We start from the raw sequence: 25939 nt of genomic DNA, 5'->3' as shown, positions 1-25939 counted from the left end.
GTGACGGCTTGTGGGGGTTCGGGGGGGTCAGCGGGCCGCGGTGGCGGTGGCGGTGTGTCTGGCGGCTCTGCCTTTGGGGACGACCAGTGGTGTGCCGGTCTCCGGGTCGGGGATGACCCGGCAGTCCACGTCGAACACGGACTTGACCAGGTCCGCGTCGAGCACCTCGGCCGGGGCGCCGGCCGCGGCCAGCCGCCCCGCTTTGAGGACCACCAGGTGGTCGGCGTAGCGGGCGGCCTGTCCGAGGTCGTGCAGCACCATCACCACGGTGCGGCCCGCTTCGGCGTGCAGGTCGGCGACCAGGTCGAGCACATCGAGCTGATGCCGCAGGTCCAGGAAGGTGGTGGGCTCGTCGAGCAGCAGCAGGTCGGTGTCCTGGGCGAGGGCCAGGGCGATCCAGGCGCGCTGGCGCTGGCCGCCGGAGAGCTGGTCGACGGGCTGGTCGCGCAGTCCGGTGGTGCCGGTGCGCTCCAGCGCCGCGTCCACGGCGGCCTGGTCTGCGGCGGACCAGGGGCTGAGCAGCCGCTGGTGCGGGTAGCGGCCGAGCCGTACGAGTGCCTCGACGGTGATGGCCTCGGGGGTGACCGGCTGTTGCGGCAGCAGGCCCATCCGGCGCGCGAGGGAGCGTGCGGACATGCGGTGGATGTCCGAGCCGTCCAGGGTGACGGTGCCGCCCGCCGGGGTGAGCAGCCGGGTCAGCCCGCGCAGCAGCGTGGACTTGCCGCAGGCGTTGGGGCCGACGATGGCGGTGACGGCGCCGCCGGGGAGAACCAGGTCGAGCCCGCCGACCACGGTCCGGTCGCCGTAGCGCAGGTCGAGGCCGTGCGCGGCCAGTTGGTCGGGCCGCGGCGTGGCGTCCGGCCGGTGGGCGTTCCGCTCCTCGGCGGTCGGCACCTGGGCGTTCGGCTCCTGGGGTGCCGACTGCTGGACGGTCATACGGAACTCCTCTTCACGGGCGTGCTCTGACGGAACATCAGCACCAGCAGCCAGGGCGCACCGAGGGTGGCGGTGACCACACCGACCGGCAGCCCCTCGACGGGCAGCAGATGCTGGACCACGAGGTCGGACGCGAGCAGCAGCACGGCGCCCGTGAGGCCGGTGAGCGCCAGCGTTCCGGCGGTCGGCGGGCCGGCCAGGAAGCGCACCACGTGCGGCACGGCGAGGGCGATGAAGGAGACCGGGCCGGTGAGCGCCGCGGCCAGCGAGGCCAGCGCCACGGCGGCGACGAGGAGTTGCAGGCGTGCGGCGGAGACGCCCAGTCCGAGCGCGCCGGCCGAGTCGTCGCCCAGGTCCAGGACGGCCAGCCGGCGGTTCAGGAGGAACACGGCGGCCAGCGCCACGGCGAGTGCGGCGGCCGCGCCCCACACCTCGGTCCAGGTGCGGCCGTAGAGCGAGCCGGTCGTCCACTGCCGCGCCGAGCCCGCGAGTTCGGCGGGGAAGCGGACGACCATGAGGTTCACCGCGGCGGCCAGGCCCGCCTGGACGGCGAGGCCCACCAGGACCAGTCGCGTGACGGCGAGCCCGGAGCGCCAGGCGAACGCGCCCAGCAGCACCGCGGCCACCAGACCGCCGCCCAGCGCGCCCACCGGGATCAGCGACTGCGAGGCGCCGGTGGCGAGGAGCACCACCGAGCCGAACGAGGCGCCCCCGGTGATGCCCATGACGTCCGGGGAGGCCATCGGGTTGCGGAACAGCCGCTGGAGCACCGCGCCGGCCGCGGCCAGTCCGGCCCCGGCGAGCAGCGCCGCCACCAGCCGCGGCGCCCGGAACTCCTGGACGATGTACACATCGCCGGTGTCCCCGAGGCCGATCAGGCCACGCAGCGCGACGGACGGCGACAGCGCCATCTCACCCGTCGTCAGGAAGACGGTGGCGAGGACACCGAGGACGAGGACGGCGCCGCAGCTGAGCAGCGCGGTACGCCGGCGCTGCCGGGCCCGTACGTCACGGGGCTCGGGGGAAGCGGTCAGCAGGGGGGCGGTGGTGGTCATCGGGCCGCCTTCCGGGCGAGCAGCGCCAGCAGCGGCGCGCCGAGGAGGCCGGTGACGATGCCGACCTCCAGCTCGGACGGCCGGATCACCATCCGCCCCAGTACGTCGGCGGCGAGCAGCAGCAGCGGGCCCGCGATCAGGCAGCCGGGCACCAGCAGCCGGTGGTCGCCGCCCAGCAGCGGGCGGACCAGGTGCGGCGCGGCGAGCCCGATGAACGCGATGGGTCCGGCCACGGCGACCGCGGATCCGGCGAGCAGCACCATCGCGAGGGTGCCGGTCAGCCGGATCCGCGTCACCGGGACGCCGAGGGCCTGGGCCGTCTCGTCGCCGAGTGCCAGGGCGTTGAGCGCGGGGGCGAGGGCCAGGGCGAGTACCGCGCCGATCACGAGGGTCGGCAGCATCGGGTACAGCGTCTCCAGCTGGCGCTCGGCGAGCGAGCCCGCCAGCCAGAAGCGGGCCTCGTCCAGCGTGCGCTGACTGGTCAGCATCACGGCCGACGTCCAGGACAGCAGGACGAGCTGGAGGACGAAGCCGCCGAGGGCGAGCCGTACCGGGTCGAGGTCGCCGGCCCGCCGGCCCAGGGCCTGCGCGAGCAGGGCGGCCCCCGCGGCTCCGGCGAAGGCGAACCACACGTACTCGACGGGCCGGGTGAGGTGGAGCGCGTAGATGGCGGTGACCACGGCGAAGCCGGCGCCCGCGTTGAGGCCGAGCGTGCTCGGTGAGGCGAGCGGGTTGCGGGTGATGCCCTGGGCGACCGCACCGGCGAGGCCGAGCGCGGCGCCCACGACCAGCCCGATGACGGTACGCGGCAGGCGCAGCCCGGTGACCACGAGGGCGTCGCGTCCGTGGGCGCCGCCGAACAGGGCGTCGGTCACGGTGGACAGCGGTACCGAGCGCGCACCCAGGGCGAGGCTCAGTACGGCGCACACCGCGAGCGCGGCAACTCCCAGGAGGAGCACCGGTATGCGGCGGGCTGACAAGGGGGGCACACCGGGTGGTGCGGCCTGATCACTCGTGGACACGATGCGTGAGTTTAGGTTAGGCATACCTAAACTTGTCAACTGCTGGTGCGCCTGTGGCGACGTGCGCGTCCGCTGATCACCCTACGTGGACGGGCACCGCTCCCCCACACCGGTCCGGCCGCGGCCGGACCTGCCGCAGCCGGCCGGGCGGCGAGGCGCCGACGGCACCCCGGCCGTCGCGGCACCGCCCGCCATCAGTGCGTGGGAACTCTGAGCTCACCGCCCCGGTAGAACCCTTCCCGCTCCTCGACGACGTACGGTGCCATCGCCGTGCGCCGCCGCTGCTCCTCGCCGGAGGCCCGCCAGGCGTCGCATGCCGCCCTGGAGTCCCAGACCGAGACGCCGGTGATCTCATGCCCGTCCTCGGACCAGTACGCGAAGGCGCGGAGCAGACCGCGCGGATACGGGTGCGGGCGCCAGGCCCGCTCGAACTCCGCCAGCGTGCCCGGCTTGATACGGCGCGTCGTGACCCAGACGAAGTGCTCCTCCATCGCAGCCTCCTTCGGAACACCGCTTCCGTCCCGCGGCGGATCCGGAGGTGCTCCGGAGGTGCTCTCCCGACACCACCGCGCGGACCACCGCTCGAACCACCGTAGGTCCGCCGCCCGGCTTCCGCCTTCCCAGCGGACCCGGCCCGGCCTCCCGGCGTCCCGGCCGCCCGCACGCCCGGGACGCGGCCCCCGCCCGGATCTACACTGGGGATGTGCCGCCGAGCCGGGACGGGCGGATCCGGACGGCCGGACGGCGTGACGGTGGGACGGCGATGCGGATGACGCGGCAGTACCTCGTCGGAGAGTTGTCCCGGCTCCTCGCCGAGTTGCGGATCGCGGCCGAGGACGACCCGCCCTCGGCCCGTGCCATGGCCGCCCTGCGCCGGACGGCGGAGTTGCTGCCGCCCGCGGCCCTCGGCCCCGTGGTGAGACGCGCGGTGGCCGTCGGCGACGAGGTGTGCCGGCGCTCGCTGGAGCGCGGGGACGCGGCGACGTTCCGCAGCCAGGCGGCGGCCCTTCACCACGTGCACGAGTTCGGCGTCTGCTCCGGGCTGATCGAGGACTGACGACCGGGGCGTCGCCGGCCATCAGGCCGGGAGGCTCAAGCGTATGCGTACCGCAGGACCACGCCCCGAAGGCTCAGGCGCCCCCGAACGCTCCGACGTCCCCGAAGAGCAGATCGCCGTTCACTGGCGGGAGGAGGAGTACTACCGGCCGCCCCCCGCCTTCATCGGCCAGGCGAACGCCCCCGACCCGGACATCCTGCGCCGGTTCACCGAGGAGCACTTCCCCCACTGCTTCCGCGCGTACGCGGACCTGCTGGACTGGGACACCTACTGGCACACCACCCTGGACACCGGCGACCCCCCGTTCTGGAAGTGGTTCGTCGGCGGCCGTCTCAACGCCTGCCACAACTGCGTCGACCGGCACCTGGCGACCAGCCGGAACAAGGCCGCGTTCCTCTGGGTGCCCGAGCCGGAGGACGAACCGACCCGCGCGATCACGTACCAGGAGCTGGCCGTACAGGTCAATGAATTCGCCGCACTGCTCAGGGACTTCTGCGGTCTCAAGGCCGGTGACCGGGTCACCTTCCACCTGCCGATGGTGCCCGAGCTGCCGGTGTGCATGCTCGCCTGCGCCCGGCTCGGCGTCGTCCACTCCGAGGTCTTCGGCGGCTTCAGCGGCGCGGCGTGCGGCGACCGGCTGGCGGACTCCGGCAGCCGGGTGCTGATCACCATGGACGGATACCACCGCGCCGGGAAGCTGGCCGACCACAAGGCGAAGGCCGACGACGCCCTCCGTACGGCGGAGCAGCTCGGCCGGCGGGTGGACAAGGTCCTGGTGTGGCGCCGCTACCCGGACCGCTACCTGTCGGACTCGCCGATGGCCCAGGGCCGGGACTTCTTCGTCGACGAACTGCTGCCCGGCTACCGCGGCCGACGGGTCGAGCCGGTGCCGATGCCCGCCGAGGCACCGCTGTTCCTGATGTACAGCAGCGGCACCACCGGCCGCCCCAAGGGCGCGCAGCACGGTACCGGCGGCTACCTCGCCTATGTGGCCGGGACCGCGAAGTACTACCTGGACATCCACCCCGAGGACACCTACTGGTGCGCCGCCGACATCGGCTGGATCACCGGCCACTCCTACATCGTCTACGGGCCCCTGGCCCTCGGCACCACCAGCGTGCTGTACGAAGGCGCGCCGACGCACCCGGACGCCGGCCGCCCCTGGCGGATCGCCGAGCGCCTCGGCGTGAACATCTTCCACACCGCCCCCACCACCATCCGCCTGCTGCGCAAACTCGGCCCGGACGAACCGGCACGGTACGACTACCACTTCAAGCACCTGACCACGGTGGGCGAGCCGATCGAGCCCGAGGTGTGGCGCTGGTACCACGACGTGGTCGGCAAGGGCGAGGCGGTCGTCGACGACACCTGGTGGATGACGGAGACCGGCGGCTTCCTCGGCGCCACCCTCCCCGCGCTCCAGCCGATGAAGCCGGGCAGCTGCGGCCCCGGCGTGCTGGGCGTCTACCCGGTCATCTACGACGACGCGGGGAACACCGTCGAACCGGGCAGTGGACGCGCCGGCAATGTCTGTATCCGCAACCCGTGGCCCGGCATCATGCAGACCATCTGGGGGCAGCCGGAACGCTATGTCGACCTGTACTACGGCCGGTACTGCCGCGACCCGCGGTCCACGGACTGGCGGGACTGGCCGTTCCTGTGCGGCGACGGGGCGGTGCAGGCGGCCGACGGCTACCTCCGCATCCTCGGCCGTATCGACGACGTGATCAACGTGGCCGGCCACCGCCTGGGCACCAAGGAGCTGGAGTCGGCGTGTCTGACGGTGGAGGAGGTGGCCGAGGCCGCGGCGGTACCGGTCGTCGACGAACTGCGCGGCCGGGTGGTGGAGATGTATGTCGCGCTCAATCCGGGCCTGGACCCCGGCTGGGAGCTGGAGGACAAGGTGACCCGGGCCGTCGAGGAGCGGATCGGCCCGATCGCCCGCCCGAAGAAGGTCTGGATCGTCCCCGATATGCCCAAGACCCGCTCCGGCAAGATCATGCGCCGGGTGATCGCGGGCATCTCGAACTTCACCGACGTCGGCGACATCAGCACCCTGGCCAACCCCGAAGTCGTCGACCGCATCCGGCACCAGGTCCAGGCCGCGAAGCTGGAGCGCGGCGAGGTCCCGCGCGAACTGACCGAGCAGGAGCGGGAAGAGCTCACGTCCTTCGGTCAGGCCGAATGAGGTGTCCTGCGCCGCCACGCCACGCAGGACAGGTCGCGCGTCGCCACGCATGCCGAGGGCCCTGTTCCATCTCCGTGGAACAGGGCCCTCACCTGGGCCGAAGCCCTACTGCACCGTCGGGACGACAGGATTTGAACCTGCGACCCCTTGACCCCCAGTCAAGTGCGCTACCAAGCTGCGCCACGTCCCGGTGCCCGTTGCCGCCGGGGTTCCCCGGCTGACCGCGCACAAGAACAATACCGCATGTCAGAGGGTGGGTGCCGCCATCTCCACGGCGCTGTGACGCGCGGGGCCGTGCGGGGCCGCGCGGGGCGGGCACAGCGCCGCGCGGGGGTCCGTTCAGATGTGTGCGTCGAGCCAGGCCAGCAGATCGCCGTGGACCTCGTCGCGGTGGGACTCGTTGAGGATTTCGTGGCGGGCGCCGGGGTACGCCTTCCAGGTCAGGTCACGGGTGCCCAGGTAGCGGAAGTCCTCGAGGAGTTCATGGACCAGGGTCATCCGCTGGTTGCAGGGATCCAGGTCGCCGACGGCGATGTGGACAGGCAGTCCGCGCGGGATGCGGACCAGGTTGGCCGGGTCGTTGATCTTGCGGACGGCACGCACCCAGTCGAGCGACAGGCCGGCGCAGAACGGGAAGCCGCAGTCCTCGTCGGCGACGTAGGCGTCCACCTCGGCCGTGTCACGGGAGAGCCATTCATAGCCGGTGCGGTGGGGAAAGGCGTCGTTGAAGGAGGCGAAGAGGCGCGGGACGAAGGAGGAGAGCGCGGTGCGGCCGTGTGCGGCGATCTCGTCCTCCAGTTCCGTGACGGCCCCGTCGATGTCCAGGCCGGGCACGGTGCGCCCGGCGCCGGTGAGGATCAGTCCGGCGAGGTCGGCGCCGTACTCCTGGGCGTAGTCGCGGGCCAGCATCGAGCCCATGCTATGGCCGAGCAGGATCAGCGGGGTGCCGGGGTGGGCGGCGGCCGCGTGATCGCCGATGCCCTTGAGGTCGCTGACGATCGCCCGCCAGGCGTCCGGACCGGCCACGCCACGGCCACCGGTGGAGGCCGCGGTGGCGCCATGGCCCCGGTGGTCGGAGGCGAGGACGCCATAGCCATGGCCCGCCAGAAAGCGGGCGAAGCGGTCGTAGCGTCGGCCGTGTTCCGCGGCGCCGTGCGCGATCTGGACGAGGGCGCGCGGATGCCCGCCCTCCGGGAGCCAGGTATACGTGGCGATCCGGGCGCCGTCCGCTGCCTGATGGAACTCCTGCCGCATGGCCTGCATCGCGTCGTCTCCTGACTGCCGGGCGGTGGCTGACGAGTCGTCGGCGCCCACTCTTCCGCTCCGGGCGGCAGTGCGCCACGGGACGCGCGTGGCCGCTGTCGACTGTTGACCCGCGGGCCGGGCGGCGTGACACGATCAAGCGGTCCGTTGCCGTCGCTTCCTGTCGCCCGCGCGGCAACACCGCTACAGAGGAGGATCGTTGGACGCCACCGACCACCACTCCGAGCACCCCGCCGGGCCCCTCGAAGCCCCCGAGCCCGCCGGCCGCACCTTACGTTCCGCACGCTCCGCACCGCTCTCCCGCCGTAGATTCCTGCAGGGCACCGCGTCGGCGGCCGCCACGGCGGGGCTCGCCGGTGTCGTGTCCGGGGCCGGCGCGCCCGAGGCGCTGGCGCGGGGCGGCCGGGCCCCCGGTGCCACGGTGACCCTCACCGCCGCCACCGATGGCGCGGCCTCCCTGGCTCCCGCCGGCGACCGGCTGGTCGCGGAGGTCCAGAACGTCCTGTGGTCGCTGCCACGGTCCGGCGGCGAGGCGGTGGCCCTGACCCCGCCCGACCTGGAGCCCACCCGGCCGGTCCACTCCCCCGACGGCCGCCGGATCGCGCTCTGCGCCTACCGGGGCGGAAACTTCCACCTGTGGACGGTCGCCACCGACGGCTCCGGCCTGACGCAGCTGACCGACGGCCCGTGGGACGACCGCGGTCCCGCCTGGTCCCCCGACGGGACCCGGATCGCCTTCTCCTCCGAGCGCGGCGGCGACGCGGCGGCCGGCCGCAGCCCGTACCGGCTCTGGGTACTGGAGGTGGGGAGCCGGCGGCTGACCCGGGTGACCGGGGTGCCCGGCCAGGACGGCCCCCATCAGGACGGCGCCTGGGAGGACTTCGACCCGTGCTGGTCGCCGGACGGGTCCCGGATCGTGTTCGTCCGCGGCCGGGTGTCGGGCACGGACCTGGTCTCCCGTACGGTCGCATCGGTGCCGGCCGACGGAAGCGGCGCGGTGCGCACCGAGCACACCGAGACCGAGGCCGCCGAGGTGATGACGCCGGTGTTGTCCCCCGCCGGACGGCTGGCCTACCTGCGGACCACGGACAAGCCGGGACCGACCTGCACGCTGGTGGTGGACGGTGCGCCGGCCGGGGTGGACGGCGATGTGGCGCCGGTGCCGCCGCGCTGGGTCTCGCGGGACGAGCTGCTGCTGACGGTCGACGGCCAGTTCCGGATCGTCCGGGCGGACACCCCGCGGCACACCGAGACGATTCCGTTCCGCGCGCGGCTGCCGCTGGACCGCCCCGAATACCGCGTCAAGGACTACGGCTTCGAGGAGGCCGGGGTCCGGCCCGTACGCGGAGTGCATCTGCCCGCGCTCTCCCCCGACGGCCGCCGGATCGTCTTCGCGGCCCTCAACTCCCTGTGGGTGGCGCCCACATCGGGCGGCGGCGGCGCGTGCAGCATCGTCCGGGCCGACGCCACCCGCTATGTCCTGGCGCCCAGCTGGTCCCGGGACGGCCGGGCGCTGCTCTACGCCGACGACCGGGACGGGCTGTTCGCGGTGCGCCGCCGGGAGCTCGCCACCGGCGAGGAGACCGTGCTGGCCACCGGGGGCCGGGTGCAGCCGGCGCTGTCGCCCGACGGCGGACAGCTGGCCGCACTCGATATGTCAGGAAATCTCGTGGTACGGACGCTGTCCGACGGCACGGAGCGGGTGCTGGCCGCACCGATGGGCGCCGGCGGCCTCCCCGGCCGCCCCAGCTGGTCGCCGGACGGCCGCTATCTGGCGTACTGCGACCGCAACCGCCTCAACCGCCGCTTCCGCGAGGGCTACAACGTCATCCGGGTCGTGGACACCGGGACCGGCGAGAGCCGGCTGTTCACGGTCGCCGAGCATGTCTCGATCGCCGACCGCTATGACTCGGGGCCGGTGTGGTCGCCCGACGGGCGCTGGATGGCACTGATCGCCGAGTCCGCGCTGTGGGTGCTGCCGGTGCGGCCCGACGGCACGCCGGACGGTGCGCCGCGGCAGCTCACCGACGAGGCCGCCGACCATCCGTCGTGGTCCGGCGACTCCGGCACGCTCCTCTACCTCTCCGCGGGCCGGCTGCGGCTGGTCGGGGTGTCCGGCGGCCCGGCCCGGACCGTTCCGCTGTCCCTCACCCACCGGCCGCCGCGCGCCCGGGACACCGTCGTGCACGCCGGCCGGTTCTGGGACGGCACCGGCGACGAGGTGCGGGAGGACGTCGATGTGGTGGTACGGGACGGGCGGATCACCGCCGTGGAACCGCACCGCCGGAGCCGGTCCGGCACGGCCCGCCGGGTGGACGCCTCCGCCCGGACCGTGCTGCCCGGCCTGTGGGACGCGCACACCCATCCGTGGCAGACGACGTACGGTGGCCGGCAGACCGCCTTGCAACTGGCGTACGGGATCACCACGGCGGTGTCCTGCGGCGGCTTCTCCTACGAACAGGCCCGCATCCGGGAGGCCGTGACCGCCGGCCTGCTCACCGGGCCACGGCTGCTGACGTGCGGGGAACTCCTGGACGGCGGGCGGGTGGCGTACAGCATGGGGCGGGCCCACCGCACCCGCGCGGGGCTGCGCCGTTCGCTGGCCCGTGGCGAGGCGCTGGACTGGGACTTCGTGAAGACGTACGTGCGGGCACCGGGCTGGGTGATGGCGGAGGCCGCACGCTTCGCACATGACCGGCTCGGGGCGCGGGCCGGAAGCCATCTGCTCACCCCGGGCGTCCAGCTGGGCCAGGACCTGACGACGCATCTGCAGGCGACCCAGCGACTGGAGTTCGGGCACGCGGTGTCCAGGACGGGCCATTCCTACCAGGACGTCGAGGAGATCTACACCGGCACCGGCTTCCACCTGATCGCGACCCCGTTCTCGTCGGCGCCGCTGATCGGTGACGATCCGGCGCTGGCCGACGACGTACGGGTGACCCGGCTGATGCCTCCCTGGGACACCTCGGTCGTACGGGAGGGAGCCCGGCACCGGCCCACACCGGCCCAGCTCTCCGACCTCGCCATCGAAGTCGGCCTCTACCGGCGGGTGCTGGCCGGCGGCGGGCTGGTCGCGCTGGGGACCGACCAGCCGTTGCAGCCGGTGGGGCTGAGCCTGCACCTGTGCCTGCGGGCGCTGCACCAGGGCGGTCTGAGCGTGAGCCAGACGCTGCGTACCGCGACCGCGCTGCCCGCCCGGGTGTTCGGCGCGGAGCGGGATCTGGGGACGCTGGAGGTCGGCAAGATCGGCGATATGACGCTGGTGGACGGCGATCCGTTCAGCGACTTCAATGCGCTGGTGCGGACCTCCGCGGTGCTGCGTGGCGGCCGGCTCGTCGAGCAGCGGGAACTGGTCGACTCCTTCCCGGCGCCGGCCGGCCACGCACTGCGGGCGGCCGGGACCGACTGGCTGGAGGTGGGCCGGCAGCTGCGCCGCGACTCCTGCTGCGACACCGCGCACTGACCGTGGTGGCGCGGTTCCGCGGCCCGGGAACCGCGCCATCGCATGCACCGGACGAGGGTGGTGCGGCGCCGTTCCGCACCTCAACCCCTCGCATGAATCGCGCAGTTGATGTTTCACCTGTTCCGCAGTAGGTATGCCAACGGGTATTGCACGCGGTAAGCGACAGATCACGTTCGGGTACGGCCGCTGCCGACGGCACCACCAGTGCCGTCCCGAGGCGGGGTGCGACCAGCGCGGAGAAGATCGCGGAGGAGGGCTCGTCTTGTATCGCCATGTCACCGACCAGCGGCATGAAGCACTCCGATCGCGGGTGCGGGACTTTGCCGAAAGGGAGGTCCGTCCCCGGATCGCGGAGATGGAGGCGAGCCGTACCGTCTGCCATGACCTTTCGCGCCGGATCGCCCACCAGGGGTGGATCGGCGCGACGATCCACCGGGCGTACGGCGGGATGGGCGCCGGGCATCTCGCCAAGACCCTCGTCATCGAGGAGCTCTCGCGGGTGTCCGGCGCCATGGGCGCCATGGTGCAGGCGTCCCAGCTGGGCGTCGCGAAGATCGTCCACTTCGGCGACGAGGAGCAGAAGAAGACCTGGCTGCCGGCGATCGCCTCCGGAGACTGCCTGCCGACCATCGCGGTCACCGAACCGGGATCCGGCGGCCATGTGCTGGGCATGGAATCCACCGCGGTGCGCGACGGCGACGACTACGTCCTCAACGGCCGCAAGATCTACGTCGGCAACAGCCACGTCGGGGATCTGCACGGCGTGATCGTCCGCACCGGCGAGGGCTCCCACGGGCTGTCCGCGTTCCTCGTGGAGTCCGGCACGCCCGGTCTCCAGGTCGGCCCGCAGCAGCCGGCGATGGGGCTCCACGGCTTCAGCTTCGGCGAGCTGGTCTTCGACAACTGCCGGGTTCCGGCGGCGAATCTGCTGGGCCGGGAGGGCGACGGGCTGTCGGTCGCGTACTCCTCCAGCGTGCTGTACGGGCGGCCGAACCTGGCCGCCGTGTCGCTGGGCATCCATCAGGCGGTGCTGGACGAGACCACACGGTTCTGCGCCGAACGGCAGCGCTACGACAAGCCGCTGGCCGACCTCGGCAACATCAAGCTCAAACTGGGCCGCATCCAGTCGCGGCTGATGCTCGCCCGGCTGTCCGCCTACCACGCGGTGCACCTGCTGGACCAGGGGCTGCCCTGCGATGCGGAGCTGATGAACGCCAAATTGGTGAACGTGGAGTCGGCGCTGGAGTCGGCGCGCGACGCGATGGACATCCATGCCGCGTGCGGGCTGTTCACCGACAGACCGATCGAGCGCTTCCTCCGGGACGCGCACCATATCTTCGCACCGGCCGGCACCTCGGACATCCAGCTGCTGCGGCTGGGCGAAGTGGCCTTGGGCCAGGGGAAGGGCGAGTGGTCCAGCGAACTCGCCGAGCAGCTGCGGCTGGAGCCGTCGGAGTGGCCGGACAGCCCGGAGAGCCCGGACAGTTCAGACAGCCCGGACAGTTCGGAGTGTCCGGAGAGCCGGGCGACGGTGCCGAGCCAGCGCACTGCCCCGCCCCGCCAGCGCTCCTGGTTCGCCCGCCTGAAGTGAGCGGTGGGGCCCGGGGTCCCGGGCCCGCGTCGTACCGGCAGAGCCGTGGCCCCGGGCCGACCGCCCGGGGCCACCAGCTGGGCGGGGCCGACCCGCCGGTCAGGACGACTCGCGCTGCTCATCCTCCATGCGGTGGATCTGCTCGACGAGTTCGGCGGCCAGCGACTTGATGGTCGCCAGCCCCTTCCGTCCCCAGGGCCGTGGTTCGAGGTCCACGACACAGACGGTGCCCAGCGCCATGCCCGTACGGTCGATCAGCGGCGCGCCGAGGTAGGAGCGGATGCCGATCTCATCCACGACGGGGTTGCCCGCGAACCGCGGATAGTCGCAGACGTCCTCCAGGACCAGCGCCTTGCGGCGGACGATGACATGCGGGCAGTAGCCGTGGTCGCGGGCCATCACCCGGCCGGGCCGGGCGCTGGCGGGCGCCGGCCCCAGCTCGACGGCCTGGTTCTGACCCGGTGTGTAGAGCCCGGCGAAGTACTGCCGGTGCTCGTCGATGAAGTTGACCATCGCGTACGGCGCCTCGGTGGTCCGGGCCAGCTTGCGGGCGAACTCGTCGAAGGCGGGCAGCGGGGAGTCGCCGATGCCCAGCGCACGCAGCCGGGCCACGCGCGCCGGGGCCTCGTCGTCCTGCGGAGTGAGCAGCAGATGGCGCGTCGGGTCGTAGGGGACGTACGGGACGCGGGAAGCGGGGTAGTTCATGGCAGCTCCGGGGACGTGGCGAGGACGGGGGTGAGCAGGTGCTGGACGAGTGACACCAGGACGTGGGTGGCCGAGCTGCACTGGCGGGCGTCGCAGAGCACGACGGGTGTGTCCGGTGAGAGGTCTATCGCGGAGCGGACCTCGTCCGGTTCGTAGTGGTAGGAGCCGTCGAACTCATTGACCGCGACGATGAACTGGATACCACGCCGCTCGAAGAAGTCGACCGCGGCGAAACACTGGTCCAGTCGCCGGGTGTCGGCGAGGATCACCGCGCCCAGCGCGCCGTGCGACAGCTCGTCCCACATGAACCAGAAGCGGTGCTGCCCCGGCGTCCCGAAGAGATAGAGGATATGGGCGGGGCCGAGCGTGATCCGGCCGAAATCCATGGCAACGGTCGTGGTGTCCTTGTTCTCGACGCCCGCCAGATCGTCGGTACCGACGCTGACCTGGGTCAGCAGCTCTTCCGTGCTGAGCGGTTCGATCTCGCTCACCGCCCCGACGAAGGTCGTCTTGCCGACCCCGAAGCCACCCGCTACGAGGATCTTCAGCGCGGTCGGGAAGAGGTCGGCCGCGGAGTCCCCCCGGCGGGGGTCACAGTCGTTTGCGAAGTCCATTCAGCACCGCCTCCAGCAGGGCTCGGTCGGTACGGGACGCGGGCCCTGCCGAAACGGCCTCGGGGGCCCGCGCGGTGAGCGCCCCGCAGTCGACGAGGTCGGCGAGGAGCACCTTCGTGACCACGGCGGGCAGGCGTATGTGGGCGGCGATCTCGGCGACCGAGACCGGCCCGCCGCACAGTCCGAGCACCTGGGCGTAGTCGGGTCCCTGGCAGGCGGCGGGGCGGCGGCCGGTGGCCATCACCATGGTCAGCAGGTCGAAGTGCGCCGTCGGACGGGTCCGGCCGTTGCTGACGGTGTAGGGGCGGACCAGTCGGCCCGCCTCGTCGTCGTACCACGGATCACCACCCCGCCGCCGTCCGCGACGCACGGTCATGGTCAACGCCCGCCCGCGGACGACTGCTGGCGCGCGGGCGTGGAGAGATACGGCCGGACGCTCTTGACCAGCATGGACATCTCGTAGCCCAGCACCGCCACATCGGCTTCGCGCCCGGCGAGCACGGCCAGGCAGGCGCCGGATCCGGCGGCGGAGACGAACAGGAAGGTGGACTCCAGCTCGACGACGACCTGGAGGACGTCGGCGCCCTCGCCGAAGCGCACTCCGGCGCTGCGGGCGAGGGAGTAGAGACCGGAGGACAGGGCCGCCATGTGGTCGGCGCTGTCCGGGTCGAAGCCGTGGGCGGCCTTGACCAGGCCGTCCGAGGACAGCAGCAGCGCGCTGCGGGCGTGCGGGACACGCTGGACGAGTCCGGTCAGCAGCCAGGACAGGTCGCTGTGCTGACTGCTCTGCAGCTGCGGGTGTGCCTGCGCGCGCACATCACTCACCATGATTGCGGTCGTCTCCTCGGGGGCGGCCCATCGGGGCGTCGTGGTCACGGTCGTATGACAGGTCGTCACCGGCCGGGCAGCGGTCGCCGCCGCCCTGGGCCGGGAGGGTGCCGGTGTCGTCGGTCCGTCCGGCGTAGGTGTCGTCGGCAAGGCTGAAACCGCGCCGGAAGGCGGCCATCAGGCCGGGGTCGTGCTCGGGTTCGGGGCCCGTACGGCGGGCGGCGGACGGCAGGATCGGGTCGCCGCGCAGCTCGGGGGCGAGGTGGGTCTGCTTGCGGCGCCTGGGCAGCCGTGGGCGGGCGCCGTGGTCCGCGGAGGCGGGCGGCGCGGGCGGCAGGAGGAGCGTGCCGGGGTCGGCGGGGAGGCCGTCCGCGGTGCCGTCGTCGGAGGCCGAGGACTCACTCGCGTGTGCGTCGGCGCGGGTGGCGTCGGGAGTGCGGCCGCCCGGTGCGTGCGCCGGCCGACGGTGGGAGACGTCGTGGGCCGGGGCACTGTCAGGGGCCGGGCCGGGGGCGGGGACGGCCGCGCTCAGGGGGGACGGGTCGCCGAGGTCACGGCGGTCGCGGTCGTGGGTGGTGTACCGGTCGATCGCGCGGGGCGCGTCGGGTTCCTGGCCGTCGTCGTACCCGCGGTCGTACCTTCCCTCCTCCCCGTCGTACCTCCCGTGCTCGCGCGCCGGGTCGGTGTCCGGGAATCCGGTGCCCGGTGCGTCCGCCCGGTCCGTCTCACCGGCCTCCGCGCCGTCGGCCGGCTCCGCGCCGAGCAGCACCTTCGGGATGATCAGTACGGCCTGCACCCCGCCGTAGATATTGCTCTGCAGCCGGACGACGATGCCGTGCCGCCGGGCGAGCGAGGAGACCACGAAGAGTCCGATCCGGCCGTCGCTCAGCAGCTCGGCGACGTCGATGTGGTCCGGGTCGGCCAGCAACTCGTTCATCCGGGTCTGCTCGTCCGTGGACATGCCGAGGCCGCGGTCCTCGACCTCGACGGCGAGGCCGGCGGTGACGAGTTGGGTGCGCAGCATGACCGGGGTCTGCGGGGCGCTGTAGATCGTGGCGTTCTCGACGAGTTCGGCGAGCAGGTGGATGACGTCGGCGACGGCGTGCCCGCCCAGGGTGCCCTCGATCGGGGGCACCAGCTTGATCCGCGGGTACTGCTCGACCTCGGCGATGGAGGAGCGCAGCACTTCGGTCATGGAGACCGGGCGGCTCCACTGCCGGCGCGAGACCGCGCCGCCGAGAACGGCGAGGTTCTCGGCGTGCCGGCGGATGCGAGTGGCCAGGTGGTCGACGTGGAACAGACCCTTGAGCAGGTCCGGGTCCTCCACCTGGTTCTCCATCTCGTCGAGGAGTTCGATCTCACGGTGCACCAGGGACTGCAGCCGGCGGGCGAGGTTCACGAACACCTCGACCTTCTGCTCGTTCCCGCTGGCGTCACTGCGGGCGATGGCGACCGCTTCGGCGACGGCGGACTCGGCGGCCCGTCCGGCCGCGGCGACTTCGTGGGCGAGCAGTTCGAGGGTGTCGCCGGTGGGCGGCGGGCCGGGTTCGGGATCACGGCGCTGGAGCCATTCGCCCTGGCGTACCCGGTCGACCAGATCGGACAGGTCGGACCGGCTGCGGGCGCAGACCTGGCGCAGCCGGGCGTAGCGGGTGACCATGGCGCGGGCCTCGGCGTTGGCGGCGGCGCTCGCGGTGAGCACGATGACGCAGACCACGGCGAGTCCGCCGGAGAGCACCGCCCACTCACGGCCGGTGATCCGGGCGCCGCCGGCCTGGACGACGAATGCGGCGACGGCTGTGCAGACGACCGCGGTCAGCAGACAGGGGATCGCGGTGAGCCGCACCAGCCTGCCGCGTATCGCCGAGTCGGCTGCCGATTCGGGGAAGGAGGCCCGGCCGTGCCGTCCGCCCTCCCGTTCCCGTCGCCGGACGGGGGCGGGGACGAGGGCGGCTACGGGGACGGATACAGGCGCCGCCTCCGGGGAACCCTGTGTCTCTGGGGACCTTTGAGCCTCCTGGGATGTCGGGGTCCCCTGGGGGAATGCGGTCGGCATCTGCGCCCTCCGGATCGGCCGTTGGCAGTTCACGGAGCACGCACGCTAGTTGTTGCGGGGGTGTGGTTCGGACCTACTTCGAGGTTTCGCTACCCTTCGCCACCTCCCTGCGTGTGCGCACCACGCACACCAGTACGACAAAATCCGAACTCTCGTTCACGAAAAGCGATATGGCGCCCCCTCACGGACTTCGGGCACCTCACAGGGGCGCTCGCGAACCAGTGCGCACAGCCGGCCACCGAAGTGCGACTACTCTTCGTACACATCCTATCAACCGTGAGTAACGGTAGCCACCCTTTCAGCCCCTTGCAAGACCGGCCAGGCCGGCCAGCCCTGGACCGGCGGTACCGCGATCTCCCGCCACCACGGGTGGACGGCCGGCGGATCGGCAGGCTCGAAGGGCTCACCGGGCCGGGGGTGGACGGAGGCCACACCGGCCTTCAGGGAGGCGGACGCGGTCCAGTCCGCGGGCTCGGCCCACGGGTGCGGGGCGAGGTTGAAGGTGCCCCAATGGATGGGCAGCAGCACGCCGCCGGGTGCTCCCCGCTGGAGGTCGAGGTGGGACTGGACCCCCTGGGCCGGGGTCATGTGCACATCCGGCCAGAAGTCCGAGTACGCACCGATCTGGATCATCGTCGCGTCGAACGGGCCGTGCGCCGCGCCGATCTCGGCGAATCCGGGGAAGTAGCCGGTGTCACCGCTGTGGTAGAGGCGGTGGTCGGGTCCGGCGACCACCCAGGAGGCCCACAGGGTGTGCTGCGGACCGCGCAGTCCCCTGCCGCAGAAGTGCTGCGCAGGGGTGGCGGTGAGGGTCAGCCCGCCGAGCCGGGTGGACTCGTGCCAGTCGAGTTCGGTGATCTGCTCCGCGGGTACGCCCCAGAACTCCAGGTCGGCGCCGATCCCCAGCGGGACGACGAAGGCCGCACCGGTGCGGATCAGGCCCTGGACCGTCGGCATGTCGAGATGGTCGTAGTGGTCGTGCGAGATCACCACCGCGTCGACCCGGCCGAGCTCGTCCAGCCCGACGGGCACCGGGTGCATCCGCTTGGGTCCGGCCCAGGTGAACGGCGAACAGCGCTCACCCCAGACGGGGTCGAAGAGCACCCGCCGCCCGTCGATCTCGGCCAGCACGCTCGCATGGCCCATCCAGGTGAGCCGCAGCCCGGAGGCGGGCGGGCGGCCCCAGTCCTCCGCGGTCGGACGGTGCACCGGAATCCGGCCGACCGGCGCCCGGCGCAACCGTCCCTCGCGGCTGAGCTGGGTACGGGCCATCGGCAGCGCGGAGCCGCGCAGCAGCTGCCGCGTCGGCACCGGATTGCGGAACTGCCCGTCCACGAACTGCGGCGATCGGCGCATCCTGGCCAGTCGTTCCCCCGTGGGCTCGGCGCCGAAGCTCGCGGGGCGCAGCGCGGACAGGCCGGTACGGCGGGATGGGGAAGCGGTCACAGCACCTCCATGGTCGGGGCGGTCGCACAGTGAACGGGCCGCGGGAGCGGTGGGTTCCGGCGCGCCGGCCGGGCGGCGCCGTGCGGTCTCTCCGCACCACAACACCCGGACGTCACCACCATCACCCGCGGACGACAACCACGCGACCGGCCGGAGCATTCCGGGCTGACGGTGCGCCATGCCGGAGGGGTGCCCTGCCGGACCGGCACGGCGAACGCCACCGCACCGCACCGCGAACGCCACCGCACCGCACCACGAGCGCCACCGCCCCCGGCTGCGAGTACCCCCTTACACCGTCTCGACGGTCAGCGGCGGAGTGGGATGGGCGGGGCGGCGGGGCAGGAAGAGCGTGCGCAGCAGGATGCGTGGGGCGAGGAGCCGAGCGGACGGGGCGGTGAGGCAGAAGACGTCGCGGAAGGCCGCGCCGACGACCGGGTCGATGGCGGCGCGGACGAGGAACCGTTCGAGGTAGCGCGTGCTGAGCCGCTCGCCGAGGCTCGCCCTGCCGTCCTCGGGGCGGACGTACGGCCGGTCCGCGCCGACCGCGGTGACCCAGGCGGGCTTCGCGGCACGGGCCACCGCACGCTGCGCCTCGGCGGCGATCCCGGGACGCAGTCCGCCTCCGGCCGCGAGCGTCCGGCGTACCGCCAGCGCGCTGATCGCGGCGACCGACATCCCCTGGCCGTACACGGGGTTGAAGGTGCAGGCGGCGTCCCCCAGGACGAGGAACCCCTCGGGCAGGGCACCGGGGCGCTCGTAGTGCCGGCGGCGGTTGCAGGTGTCACGGAAGCCGTGCACCGGTGAGAGCGGCTCGGCCTGCGCCAGCAGCTCATGGATGTACGGGTCGCCGACAGTGGCGCTGAAGGCGGTGAACCCCGCCTCGTCCGTGGGCGGATGGTCTCCGCGCACCCCGGACATGGTCAGCAGCCAGTTGCCGTCCTCGACCGGTACGTAGACCGCGCCGCGCGGGCTGTCCGCCCAGCCCGGGATGTTGATGCCGACGTCGGGGGCGGTGGCCGGGTCCTTGGGGCGGTACATCCGGGTGGCGTAGGCGAGCCCCGCGTCCACGGTCTCCTCCCCTGGTGCGCTGCGGCCCAGTTCGGCGTACCACTGGGGAGCGCGGGAGCCACGGCCCGAGGCGTCCACCACCAGGTCCGCCGACAGCTCCTGTACGGCCCGCCCACCCGGGGCGCCGCCCCGCGACCGGACCCGTACCCCGGTCACCCGGTCGGCGTCTCCGGTCAGGCCGATGGCCTCGGTGGCCTCCAGGACGTCGACCCGGGTGGGCGAGCCCGCGGCCGCTGCCAGCGCGCGCTCGCGTACCACCGCGTCCAGGACCGGGCGGGTGATGCTGAGGGTGGTGTGGCGCGGCTCGTGGAAGCGGCGCTGCCATCCGGTGGCCATACGGGTGAGCAGATCGCGCGGCAGGCACAGGCTGCGCGCGCCCGCGTCGGTGAGCGCGGTGAGCGTGCCGGGCAGCAGTTCGTCCAGCGCGCGCTGGCCTCCGGTGAGGAGGACATGCAGATGGCGGGCCTGCGGGACGCCCTTGCGGAAGGCCCGGCCCTGCGGATACCGGTCGCGCTCGACGACCGTGATCGCGTCGACGTGGCCCACCAGGGCGGTGACGGCCAGCATCCCGGCGAGTCCGCCGCCGAGCACTATCGCGGTGCGCCCGCCATTGGAGTGCTCTGCCATCCCTACCTCGCTTCCCCCGTGGGGCCCCTCCGGCCACCGGACGGACCGCTCACGTGCTCCGTGACCGCTTCCGGAGCTCACCCTCCAGCGCCGCCGATACCGTGTCAACGGCCCCTTCCGCCAAGGGAGTCGGTGCGCGCGGCGCGTTCCGCGCGGTCGGCAGGCCCGCCGGCCCGTGCCCGCTCGGCCGGGCGCTGCCACCCCGGTCCCTGACATCCCGGTGTGATGCGCACCTGGGTCTAGACTCCCGGCAGCGGACGTCCGTCGTCCGCCCACGCTCTCACCAGCAGGGGACTCTTCTCACCAGCCAGGATTCAAGGACGCTTGTGACATTCCAGCAGGTTTCCGAGCCGTATGCCGCACCGGGCGCGCAGGCCGCTTATGACGTACTGGTCGTCGGCGGGACGGGTGTGGACATCACCGTGCCGGTCGGCGCGCTGCCCGTACCGCTCGCCGATTCCCTCCCGGTCCAGCCCATCCGCGAAGGCGCCGGGCACACCGGAACCGGTGTCGCCCTGGGCTGCGCCGCACTCGGGCTGGCCACCGGCCTCGTGGACTTTATCGGCGACGACCACCCAGGCAGCCTGGTCCGCGAGCGACTGGCCGGCACCGGCGTCGACTTCCGCCCGCTGACCTCACCGCACGGCACCCGACGGGCGGTCAATCTCGTCGCGGCCGACGGCCGGCGGATGTCCTTCCACGACGCCCGCGACCCGCACGACCTACGGATGCCGCCCGAGCACTACCTCCCTCTCCTCGGCCGGGCCCGGCACGTACACCTGTCGATCACGCACTTCGCCCGCTTCCTCTACGACGACATCGAAGCGCTCGGTATTCCCGTCTCCACCGACCTGCACGACTGGGACGGCCTGACGGAGCATCACCGCGACTTCGCGCTCCGCTCGCATCTGGTGTTCCTGAGCACCGCCGGGGCGGGCGAACGGATCGGCTCGGTCATGCGGGACATCCTCCGCAACGGCCGTGCGGAGGCGGTGGTGGCCACCGCCGGTGCGGGCGGCGCCTACCTCCTCACTCCCGACGACCGCACCCCGCGGCTGGTACCCGCCGCGGCGCCGCCCGGCCCCGTCGTGGACACCAACGGCGCGGGCGACGCCTTCACCAGCGGCTTCCTCTACGGCCGGCTGGCCGGCCGGCCCTTCGAGGACTGCGCGCGCCTGGCCGCGGTCGCGGGGGCGCACGCCTGCACCGCTGCGGGCACCCACACCTCCCTCGTCGGGCCGGACGACCTCCGGGGGGTACTCACCGATCCCCCGGCCGCTCCCCCGGCTGCCGATCCGTCCGCCGATCACCCGGCCGGTGCCCCCGCCGACCCGCCGGCGGAGGATGCCGCGCCGGATGCGGATGCCGCTCCGGACCAGGATCAGCCCTTGCGGCCCACTCCGGCGTAGAAAATGGTGTGGTTGAGCTCCTGAGGGCCGGGCACCGGGCCGTCCGGGCGCCACAGCGGTACGCGGACGACGCCCGGGTCCAGCAGGGTGAACGGGCCGAAGAGCGGCTCGATGCCGGCCTTGGTACGAAGGTTGAGGGGCGCGGTGGCGCTCTTGTAGACGTCCACCACGCCGGCCCGCGCCGTCTGGTCGACGCGGCCGCCCTCGTATGCCTCGTACGGCTCGTCGGTCGCATGGGACAGGACGAGATGGCTGCCCGCGGGGAGTGCGTCGGCGAGGGTGGCGACGAGGGCGGCCGGGTCCTCGTCGTCGCTGATGAAGTGGAGTACGGCGACCAGCAGCAGCGCCACCGGCTGCGAGAAGTCGATCAGGTCGCGGACGGTGGGGTGATCCAGGATCGCCCCGGGGTCGCGAAGATCCGCGAGCGCGAACCCGGTGCGGTCGGTGTCGAGGAGGCGGGCGCCGGCGTGGGTGGCGACGATCGGGTCGTTGTCGACGTAGACCACGCGGGTGTCGGGGGCGGTCTCGCGCGCCACCTCATGGGTGTTGGGGGAGGTCGGGATGCCGGTGCCGACGTCGAGGATCTGGCGGATGCCGCCGGCGGTCAGTTCCCGCACCGCCCGCCGCAGGAAGGCCCGGTTGGCGCGGGCGCTGAGCCGTACCTGGGGGTGGACCTCGATCACCCGCTCCGCGGCCGCCCGGTCGACCTCGTAGTTGTCCCGGCCGCCGAGGTAGTAGTCGTACATCCGGGCCGGATGCGGCCGGCTGGTGTCGATCTGCTCGGCGGAGAAGCCGGAGTGCTCGGGGCCCGGGGCGTAGGGACCGAACCCGGGGGCCGGCCGGTCCGGTGCTGGTGCGGAGAAGTCCTGGCCGGTCATGCCGTGCTCCGCTCGGCGCACCGGCCGGGGACCGCGGCGAGCAGGAAGTCGGCGTGGCCGGCCTTCGCGCCCTCGATGAAGCTCGCCATTTCGCGATGGGTGTAGATCAGCGCCGGGCCGTCGGGGTCGGTCGACTGGCGGAGCGCGATCCGGCCGTCCCGCAGCCGCATGGCCTCGACGCACTCACCACCGTTTCCGCCGCTCCACGGTTTGTGCCAGCCCTCACTTCCCAGCTCCTTGGCGGGCATGCCGTTGTAGATGCGTATGCGATCCATGGGGGGTTCAGATCTCCTTGCGAAAGCCACCCAGAACGGCCTCGGTGGCGTGTGCCGGCGCGGCCTGCGCACACATCCGGTCCAGGGCCTCCAGGTACTGCGAGACGTCGTTGCGCTGGTCGAAGTACACGGCTCCGACGAGGCTCTCCGCGTAGGCGATGTCGGGGAGTTCCGGCATCGGAAAGCGGAAGATGTGGAAAGGTCCGTACATGGCGGGGTGCGGACCCGCGGCGAAGGGCATGATCTGCAGCCGGACGTTCGGCAGCGCGGTGGCCTCCATGAGCCGGGTGATCTGGTCGCGCATCACCTTGGGCCCGCCGATCGGGCGCCGTAGGACGGTCTCGTCCATGACCACCCACAGCATCGGCGGGTCGTCTCGGGTCAGCAGGGACTGCCGCTCCATGCGCAGCGCGACGATCCGGTCGATGTCGGCCGCCGAGGCGTGCGGCATACCGGCCCGGAGCACGGCGGTGGCGTAGTCCTCGGTCTGCAGCAGCCCCGGGACGTAGTGCGGCTGATAGGCCCGGATGAGGGCGGCCTCGCCCTCCAGGCTGACGAAGGCGCTGAACCACTCGGGGAGGACGTCCCGGAAGCGGTGCCACCATCCCGGCTTGTTGGCCTCACGGGCGAGGGAGAGGAAGCCCTCGACCTCCTCCTCGTCCGTGACCCCGTAGGTGGCCAGCAGCTTCTCGACATAGGGGAGTTTGAGGCCGACCTCGGCCTTCTCCATCCGCCGTATCGTGGCATGGGTCACATCGAGTGCCGCCGCGGCCTGCTCGAAGGAGAGCCCCGCCCTCGCGCGCAGCTCCAGCAGCCGCTTGCCGAGCACCATCCTCAGGACGGTCGGTGCTCCCGCCGACCGTGGATCCGCCACGTCCGATCGCCTCCAACTGACTTCAGTGATCAGCAGTGTGTCATGCCGTCACCAAAAACGAACAGACTGCTCTTACGATTCTGCAAATTACAGAGTGATCCTTGCCATCGGTGACCAACATCGCACATAGTTGCGCCGTGGCTTCCTCCAACAACGCTTCTTCGTTAAAGCGCTGTGGCGGCATCGTCGCCCAGTACTCACAGGACGCGTTCCACTTGCCGGCGCGGCGCACGTCCGTCTCCGAGGCGCGCAGACGCGTCAGCGCGCTGCTGTCCGAGTGGGGCGCGGATCAACAGGTCCGCGACGATGTGGAGTTGGTGGTCTCCGAGCTCTTCACCAATGCGGTACGGCACACCGACAGCGACAAGGTCAGCTGTGAACTCACCCTCGCCGGAGCACATATCCGCATAGAGGTCATGGATCAGGGCGGGCCGGGCGTCGCCACCCTCCATGTCCAGCCCAGCAGTCCGGACACGGAGTGCGGACGGGGACTGTTCCTCGTCGGCGCGCTGTCCGCCGGCTGGGGTTCGCGGCCCGCCGACGGCGGTCAGGGCCGGGTCGTCTGGGCGGATCTGCCGTACACCGGTGGCGCGGCGCACTGAGGCCCCGGTTCCGCCGTCGACGGAACCGGGGCCTCAGTCATGCCGGGTGCCCGCTTCGCCCCGTGGGCCGCGGCAGGGCCCGTGGGCGGTGCTGCGATGTTACAGCGGCAGCAGATCGGGCCGCTTGGGCTCGACGTGGTCACCGGAGGACTCGCCGCGCAACCGACGCCCGATCCACGGTACGAGGTGCTCCCGGGCCCAGTGGATGTGGTCCCGCCGCGTCTCGGCGGCCGACCGCTCCGCCTCCGGGGGCCACGGCTGGTCCGGATCGGCCGGTACCCGCAGCCCGAGCACCTGAGCCGCGCGCAGCGCCACCCGGGTGTGCCCGTCGGCCGACAGATGCAGCCGGTCCTCGCTCCAGGCCCGCCGGTCCTGCACCGACTTCAGCGACCACAGGTCCAGGACCGGGCAGTCGTGCCGGTCCGCGATGGCCCGGACATGGGCCGTGTACGTCGCGATCTTGCCGCGCAGGTGCTTGAGCACGGGGATGTCGCGGGTGTCGAATCCCGTGCAGAGCAGCACCGTGCCGACCGTCCGGCGGAGATCGGCCACCGCGGCCTCGTAGCGCTCGGCGACCGCGTCCGGGTCGGAGCCCGGCCGCAGGATGTCATTGCCGCCGGCGCAGAACGTCACCAGCTCAGGTGCGAGCTCCTTGGCCCGCGGCACCTGTTCCTCGACGATCTGGTCCAGAAGCCGTCCCCTGACGGCGAGGTTGGCGTAGCGGAACTCGCCCTCCGACCGCTGGTCCGAGAGCAGGACCGCGAGCCGGTCCGCCCAACCGATGTACACCCCGTCAGGGCCGGGATCCCCGACCCCCTCCGTAAAGCTGTCCCCGACGGCTGCGTACGACCCGATGGCCCCCGGAGCGCCACTCCAGGTGCCGTTGCTGATGTTCTTCGAATCGTCTGCCACGTCAGGACATACTTCCCCTTGAGAAGTGACCTACGCCACCGTAACCAGGGGTTGACGGGGGGTGATTAATGCCACCAGGTCAAATTCTTCCCAAGCCGGAATAAAGCCCGATCGCGGCATCGCCCCCCCCGGGCGCCGCGCCACGCTTCCACGCGCCTCCGCCACGACCCGAATGTCCCTTGCAGCCATGTCGTATCGTCGGAACGTGCCCCGCCCCGCCGACGAGCAGCGTCGGCGGCCGACCTCGCCGATATCAAGGAGCGCCCGTGACGCAGACGCCGCAGGTCCCGCAGGACCATCCCGAACTCGCGGAGGTCCGCAACTTCCGCGATGTGGGCGGACTGCCGACCGTGGACGGGCGTCGTGTACGGGACGGTCTGCTGTTCCGCAGCGGGCACCTCGCCCATGCCACGGAGGAGGACGCGGCGTTCCTGGCCGGCCTGGGGCTGCACACCATCTTCGACTTCCGTAACGACGCGGACATCAGGCTGGAAGGCCCCGACATCACGCTCCCCGGTGTGCGCCATGTGAACATTCCGCTCACCGACCCGGCCGACGGCGCGGAGTTCTGGGCGATGGTGCGCGACGGCGAACTGGACGAGCTGCGCCTCGCGCTCGGCGACGGCAAGGCCGCGGGCCGGATGACCGACACCTACCGCCACATCATCACCACCCGCACCGAGGACCACAGCCGGGTGCTCCATGAACTCGCCGAGGACAGCGTCCCGGCACTGATGCACTGCGCGGCCGGCAAGGACCGGGCGGGCCTCTCCGTCGCCGTGACCCTCCTGGCACTCGGCGTGGAACGGGACGCCATCGAGGTGGACTACCTCAAGTCCAACGACCCGCACCACCGCTACAAGCTCCGCCGCTCCGACAGCTCCGCGGTCGGGATGTCGCCGGAGGTCATGGAGCTGCTGGCTCCCCTGTTCGGGGCGCATGCCGACTACCTCGCGGCGGCCTACGACGCCATCGAGCGGACCTGGGGCTCGACGGAGAGCTACCTCGCCGACGGGCTGAAGCTGGCCCCCGCCACCCGCGAGCGCCTCCGCGACCGCTTCCTGGTCTGA

Annotated in this window: 23 protein-coding genes and 1 tRNA gene; 7 read left to right on the top strand and 17 right to left on the bottom strand. The window is 72.4% G+C overall.

The annotated features are described in order from the left end of the window. Positions 1-27: 27 nt before the first annotated feature. The 4 genes from ACFY12_RS30505 to ACFY12_RS30490 form a co-directional block, all read right to left on the bottom strand. Complete coding sequence (locus tag ACFY12_RS30505; RefSeq protein WP_390719162.1) at positions 28-936, bottom strand: ABC transporter ATP-binding protein; 909 nt, start codon at positions 934-936, stop codon at positions 28-30. Beyond that, on the bottom strand, positions 933-1991 hold the full coding sequence (locus ACFY12_RS30500) for a FecCD family ABC transporter permease (protein ID WP_390719161.1): 1059 nt from the start codon (positions 1989-1991) through the stop codon (positions 933-935). The genes ACFY12_RS30505 and ACFY12_RS30500 overlap by 4 nt, the downstream gene beginning before the upstream one ends. Next, entirely contained in the window at positions 1988-2956 is a 969-nt protein-coding gene (locus tag ACFY12_RS30495; RefSeq protein WP_390719284.1) for a FecCD family ABC transporter permease, read from the bottom strand. Before ACFY12_RS30495 ends, ACFY12_RS30500 begins: the two co-directional genes overlap by 4 nt. A gap of 251 nt (positions 2957-3207) precedes the next feature. Further along, the gene (locus tag ACFY12_RS30490) at positions 3208-3504 is read right to left on the bottom strand and encodes an antibiotic biosynthesis monooxygenase (protein ID WP_390719160.1); all 297 of its coding nucleotides are present in this window, start codon (positions 3502-3504) and stop codon (positions 3208-3210) included. 212 nt (positions 3505-3716) lie between these two features. On the opposite strand from ACFY12_RS30490, the gene ACFY12_RS30485 reads away from it, so the two are divergent. Together ACFY12_RS30485 and ACFY12_RS30480 are read left to right on the top strand one after the other, a co-directional pair. Then, positions 3717-4070 carry a hypothetical protein gene (locus tag ACFY12_RS30485; RefSeq protein ID WP_390719159.1) on the top strand — a complete coding sequence of 118 codons (354 nt, stop codon included), beginning with the start codon at positions 3717-3719 and terminating at the stop codon, positions 4068-4070. A 43-nt stretch (positions 4071-4113) separates the two neighbouring features. Continuing rightward, positions 4114-6258, top strand: coding sequence for an acetate--CoA ligase (locus tag ACFY12_RS30480; RefSeq protein WP_390719158.1), 2145 nt, complete (start codon positions 4114-4116; stop codon positions 6256-6258). A gap of 116 nt (positions 6259-6374) precedes the next feature. Here ACFY12_RS30480 and ACFY12_RS30475 read toward each other — a convergent pair. Together ACFY12_RS30475 and ACFY12_RS30470 are read right to left on the bottom strand one after the other, a co-directional pair. After that, positions 6375-6448, bottom strand: a tRNA-Pro gene (locus ACFY12_RS30475). Positions 6449-6597: 149 nt separating this feature from the next. After that, complete coding sequence (locus tag ACFY12_RS30470) at positions 6598-7521, bottom strand: alpha/beta fold hydrolase (RefSeq protein WP_390719283.1); 924 nt, start codon at positions 7519-7521, stop codon at positions 6598-6600. Positions 7522-7720: 199 nt separating this feature from the next. Between ACFY12_RS30470 and ACFY12_RS30465 the strand changes: the two genes are divergently transcribed. Both ACFY12_RS30465 and ACFY12_RS30460 read left to right on the top strand, forming a co-directional pair. Then, a complete protein-coding gene (locus ACFY12_RS30465; RefSeq protein ID WP_390719157.1) occupies positions 7721-10984 on the top strand; it encodes an amidohydrolase family protein in 3264 nt (1087 codons plus the stop codon). 262 nt (positions 10985-11246) lie between these two features. Beyond that, a complete protein-coding gene (locus ACFY12_RS30460) occupies positions 11247-12575 on the top strand; it encodes an acyl-CoA dehydrogenase family protein (RefSeq protein WP_390719156.1) in 1329 nt (442 codons plus the stop codon). A gap of 99 nt (positions 12576-12674) precedes the next feature. Here the strand turns inward: ACFY12_RS30460 and ACFY12_RS30455 are convergent, their stop codons facing one another. The 7 genes from ACFY12_RS30455 to ACFY12_RS30425 form a co-directional block, all read right to left on the bottom strand. After that, positions 12675-13280 carry a GAF domain-containing protein gene (locus tag ACFY12_RS30455; RefSeq protein ID WP_390719155.1) on the bottom strand — a complete coding sequence of 202 codons (606 nt, stop codon included), beginning with the start codon at positions 13278-13280 and terminating at the stop codon, positions 12675-12677. Then, positions 13277-13894 carry an ATP/GTP-binding protein gene (locus ACFY12_RS30450; protein ID WP_390719154.1) on the bottom strand — a complete coding sequence of 206 codons (618 nt, stop codon included), beginning with the start codon at positions 13892-13894 and terminating at the stop codon, positions 13277-13279. Before ACFY12_RS30450 ends, ACFY12_RS30455 begins: the two co-directional genes overlap by 4 nt. Beyond that, positions 13872-14270: a DUF742 domain-containing protein gene (locus ACFY12_RS30445; protein ID WP_390719153.1), complete on the bottom strand. Its 399-nt coding sequence runs from the start codon at positions 14268-14270 to the stop codon at positions 13872-13874. The genes ACFY12_RS30450 and ACFY12_RS30445 overlap by 23 nt, the downstream gene beginning before the upstream one ends. Positions 14271-14272: 2 nt before the next feature. Then, positions 14273-14722 (bottom strand): roadblock/LC7 domain-containing protein, encoded by a 450-nt coding sequence (locus ACFY12_RS30440; protein WP_390719152.1) that lies wholly within the window; start codon positions 14720-14722, stop codon positions 14273-14275. Further along, positions 14712-16568: an ATP-binding protein gene (locus ACFY12_RS30435; protein ID WP_390719151.1), complete on the bottom strand. Its 1857-nt coding sequence runs from the start codon at positions 16566-16568 to the stop codon at positions 14712-14714. Before ACFY12_RS30435 ends, ACFY12_RS30440 begins: the two co-directional genes overlap by 11 nt. 480 nt (positions 16569-17048) lie before the next feature. After that, positions 17049-18224: an MBL fold metallo-hydrolase gene (locus ACFY12_RS30430; protein ID WP_390719150.1), complete on the bottom strand. Its 1176-nt coding sequence runs from the start codon at positions 18222-18224 to the stop codon at positions 17049-17051. A 288-nt stretch (positions 18225-18512) separates the two neighbouring features. Continuing rightward, positions 18513-19919 (bottom strand): NAD(P)/FAD-dependent oxidoreductase, encoded by a 1407-nt coding sequence (locus ACFY12_RS30425; protein ID WP_390719149.1) that lies wholly within the window; start codon positions 19917-19919, stop codon positions 18513-18515. A 389-nt stretch (positions 19920-20308) separates the two neighbouring features. On the opposite strand from ACFY12_RS30425, the gene ACFY12_RS30420 reads away from it, so the two are divergent. Further along, the gene (locus ACFY12_RS30420) at positions 20309-21328 is read left to right on the top strand and encodes a carbohydrate kinase family protein (RefSeq protein WP_390719282.1); all 1020 of its coding nucleotides are present in this window, start codon (positions 20309-20311) and stop codon (positions 21326-21328) included. Here ACFY12_RS30420 and ACFY12_RS30415 read toward each other — a convergent pair. From ACFY12_RS30415 to ACFY12_RS30405, 3 genes are read right to left on the bottom strand one after another with little or no spacing between them, the layout of a single operon-like run. Further along, the gene (locus ACFY12_RS30415; RefSeq protein ID WP_390719148.1) at positions 21301-22206 is read right to left on the bottom strand and encodes an SAM-dependent methyltransferase; all 906 of its coding nucleotides are present in this window, start codon (positions 22204-22206) and stop codon (positions 21301-21303) included. The two genes, ACFY12_RS30420 and ACFY12_RS30415, sit on opposite strands and share 28 nt — an antisense overlap. Beyond that, complete coding sequence (locus tag ACFY12_RS30410; RefSeq protein WP_390719147.1) at positions 22203-22481, bottom strand: DUF397 domain-containing protein; 279 nt, start codon at positions 22479-22481, stop codon at positions 22203-22205. The genes ACFY12_RS30415 and ACFY12_RS30410 overlap by 4 nt, the downstream gene beginning before the upstream one ends. A 7-nt stretch (positions 22482-22488) precedes the next feature. Further along, positions 22489-23313 carry a helix-turn-helix domain-containing protein gene (locus ACFY12_RS30405; protein WP_390719146.1) on the bottom strand — a complete coding sequence of 275 codons (825 nt, stop codon included), beginning with the start codon at positions 23311-23313 and terminating at the stop codon, positions 22489-22491. A 179-nt stretch (positions 23314-23492) separates the two neighbouring features. Here ACFY12_RS30405 and ACFY12_RS30400 point away from each other — a divergent pair, with 179 nt between their 5' ends. Further along, on the top strand, positions 23493-23957 hold the full coding sequence (locus ACFY12_RS30400; protein ID WP_390719145.1) for an ATP-binding protein: 465 nt from the start codon (positions 23493-23495) through the stop codon (positions 23955-23957). A 99-nt stretch (positions 23958-24056) separates the two neighbouring features. On the opposite strand, the gene ACFY12_RS30395 is transcribed toward ACFY12_RS30400, so the two are convergent. Beyond that, on the bottom strand, positions 24057-24869 hold the full coding sequence (locus tag ACFY12_RS30395) for an SGNH/GDSL hydrolase family protein (protein WP_390719144.1): 813 nt from the start codon (positions 24867-24869) through the stop codon (positions 24057-24059). 266 nt (positions 24870-25135) lie between these two features. On the opposite strand from ACFY12_RS30395, the gene ACFY12_RS30390 reads away from it, so the two are divergent. Then, on the top strand, positions 25136-25939 hold the full coding sequence (locus ACFY12_RS30390; RefSeq protein WP_390719143.1) for a tyrosine-protein phosphatase: 804 nt from the start codon (positions 25136-25138) through the stop codon (positions 25937-25939).

This window comes from Streptomyces sp. NPDC001339 (assembly GCF_042895955.1).
Taxonomy (GTDB): Bacteria; Actinomycetota; Actinomycetes; order Streptomycetales; family Streptomycetaceae; genus Streptomyces.
Note: the sequence above shows the minus strand (reverse complement) of the source record. Positions and strands in the feature narration are given on the sequence as shown.

Excerpts from the sequence above, each read along its gene's own strand:
- ACFY12_RS30505 (WP_390719162.1), bottom strand. The coding sequence starts at position 936 with ATGACCGTCCAGCAGTCGGCACCCCAGGAGCCGAACGCCCAGGTGCCG.
- ACFY12_RS30500 (WP_390719161.1), bottom strand. The coding sequence starts at position 1,991 with ATGACCACCACCGCCCCCCTGCTGACCGCTTCCCCCGAGCCCCGTGAC.
- ACFY12_RS30490 (WP_390719160.1), bottom strand. The coding sequence starts at position 3,504 with ATGGAGGAGCACTTCGTCTGGGTCACGACGCGCCGTATCAAGCCGGGC.
- ACFY12_RS30480 (WP_390719158.1), top strand. The coding sequence starts at position 4,114 with ATGCGTACCGCAGGACCACGCCCCGAAGGCTCAGGCGCCCCCGAACGC.
- ACFY12_RS30470 (WP_390719283.1), bottom strand. The coding sequence starts at position 7,521 with ATGCAGGCCATGCGGCAGGAGTTCCATCAGGCAGCGGACGGCGCCCGG.
- ACFY12_RS30455 (WP_390719155.1), bottom strand. The coding sequence starts at position 13,280 with ATGAACTACCCCGCTTCCCGCGTCCCGTACGTCCCCTACGACCCGACG.
- ACFY12_RS30450 (WP_390719154.1), bottom strand. The coding sequence starts at position 13,894 with ATGGACTTCGCAAACGACTGTGACCCCCGCCGGGGGGACTCCGCGGCC.
- ACFY12_RS30445 (WP_390719153.1), bottom strand. The coding sequence starts at position 14,270 with ATGACCGTGCGTCGCGGACGGCGGCGGGGTGGTGATCCGTGGTACGAC.
- ACFY12_RS30440 (WP_390719152.1), bottom strand. The coding sequence starts at position 14,722 with ATGGTGAGTGATGTGCGCGCGCAGGCACACCCGCAGCTGCAGAGCAGT.
- ACFY12_RS30425 (WP_390719149.1), bottom strand. The coding sequence starts at position 19,919 with ATGGCAGAGCACTCCAATGGCGGGCGCACCGCGATAGTGCTCGGCGGC.
- ACFY12_RS30415 (WP_390719148.1), bottom strand. The coding sequence starts at position 22,206 with ATGACCGGCCAGGACTTCTCCGCACCAGCACCGGACCGGCCGGCCCCC.
- ACFY12_RS30410 (WP_390719147.1), bottom strand. The coding sequence starts at position 22,481 with ATGGATCGCATACGCATCTACAACGGCATGCCCGCCAAGGAGCTGGGA.
- ACFY12_RS30405 (WP_390719146.1), bottom strand. The coding sequence starts at position 23,313 with ATGGTGCTCGGCAAGCGGCTGCTGGAGCTGCGCGCGAGGGCGGGGCTC.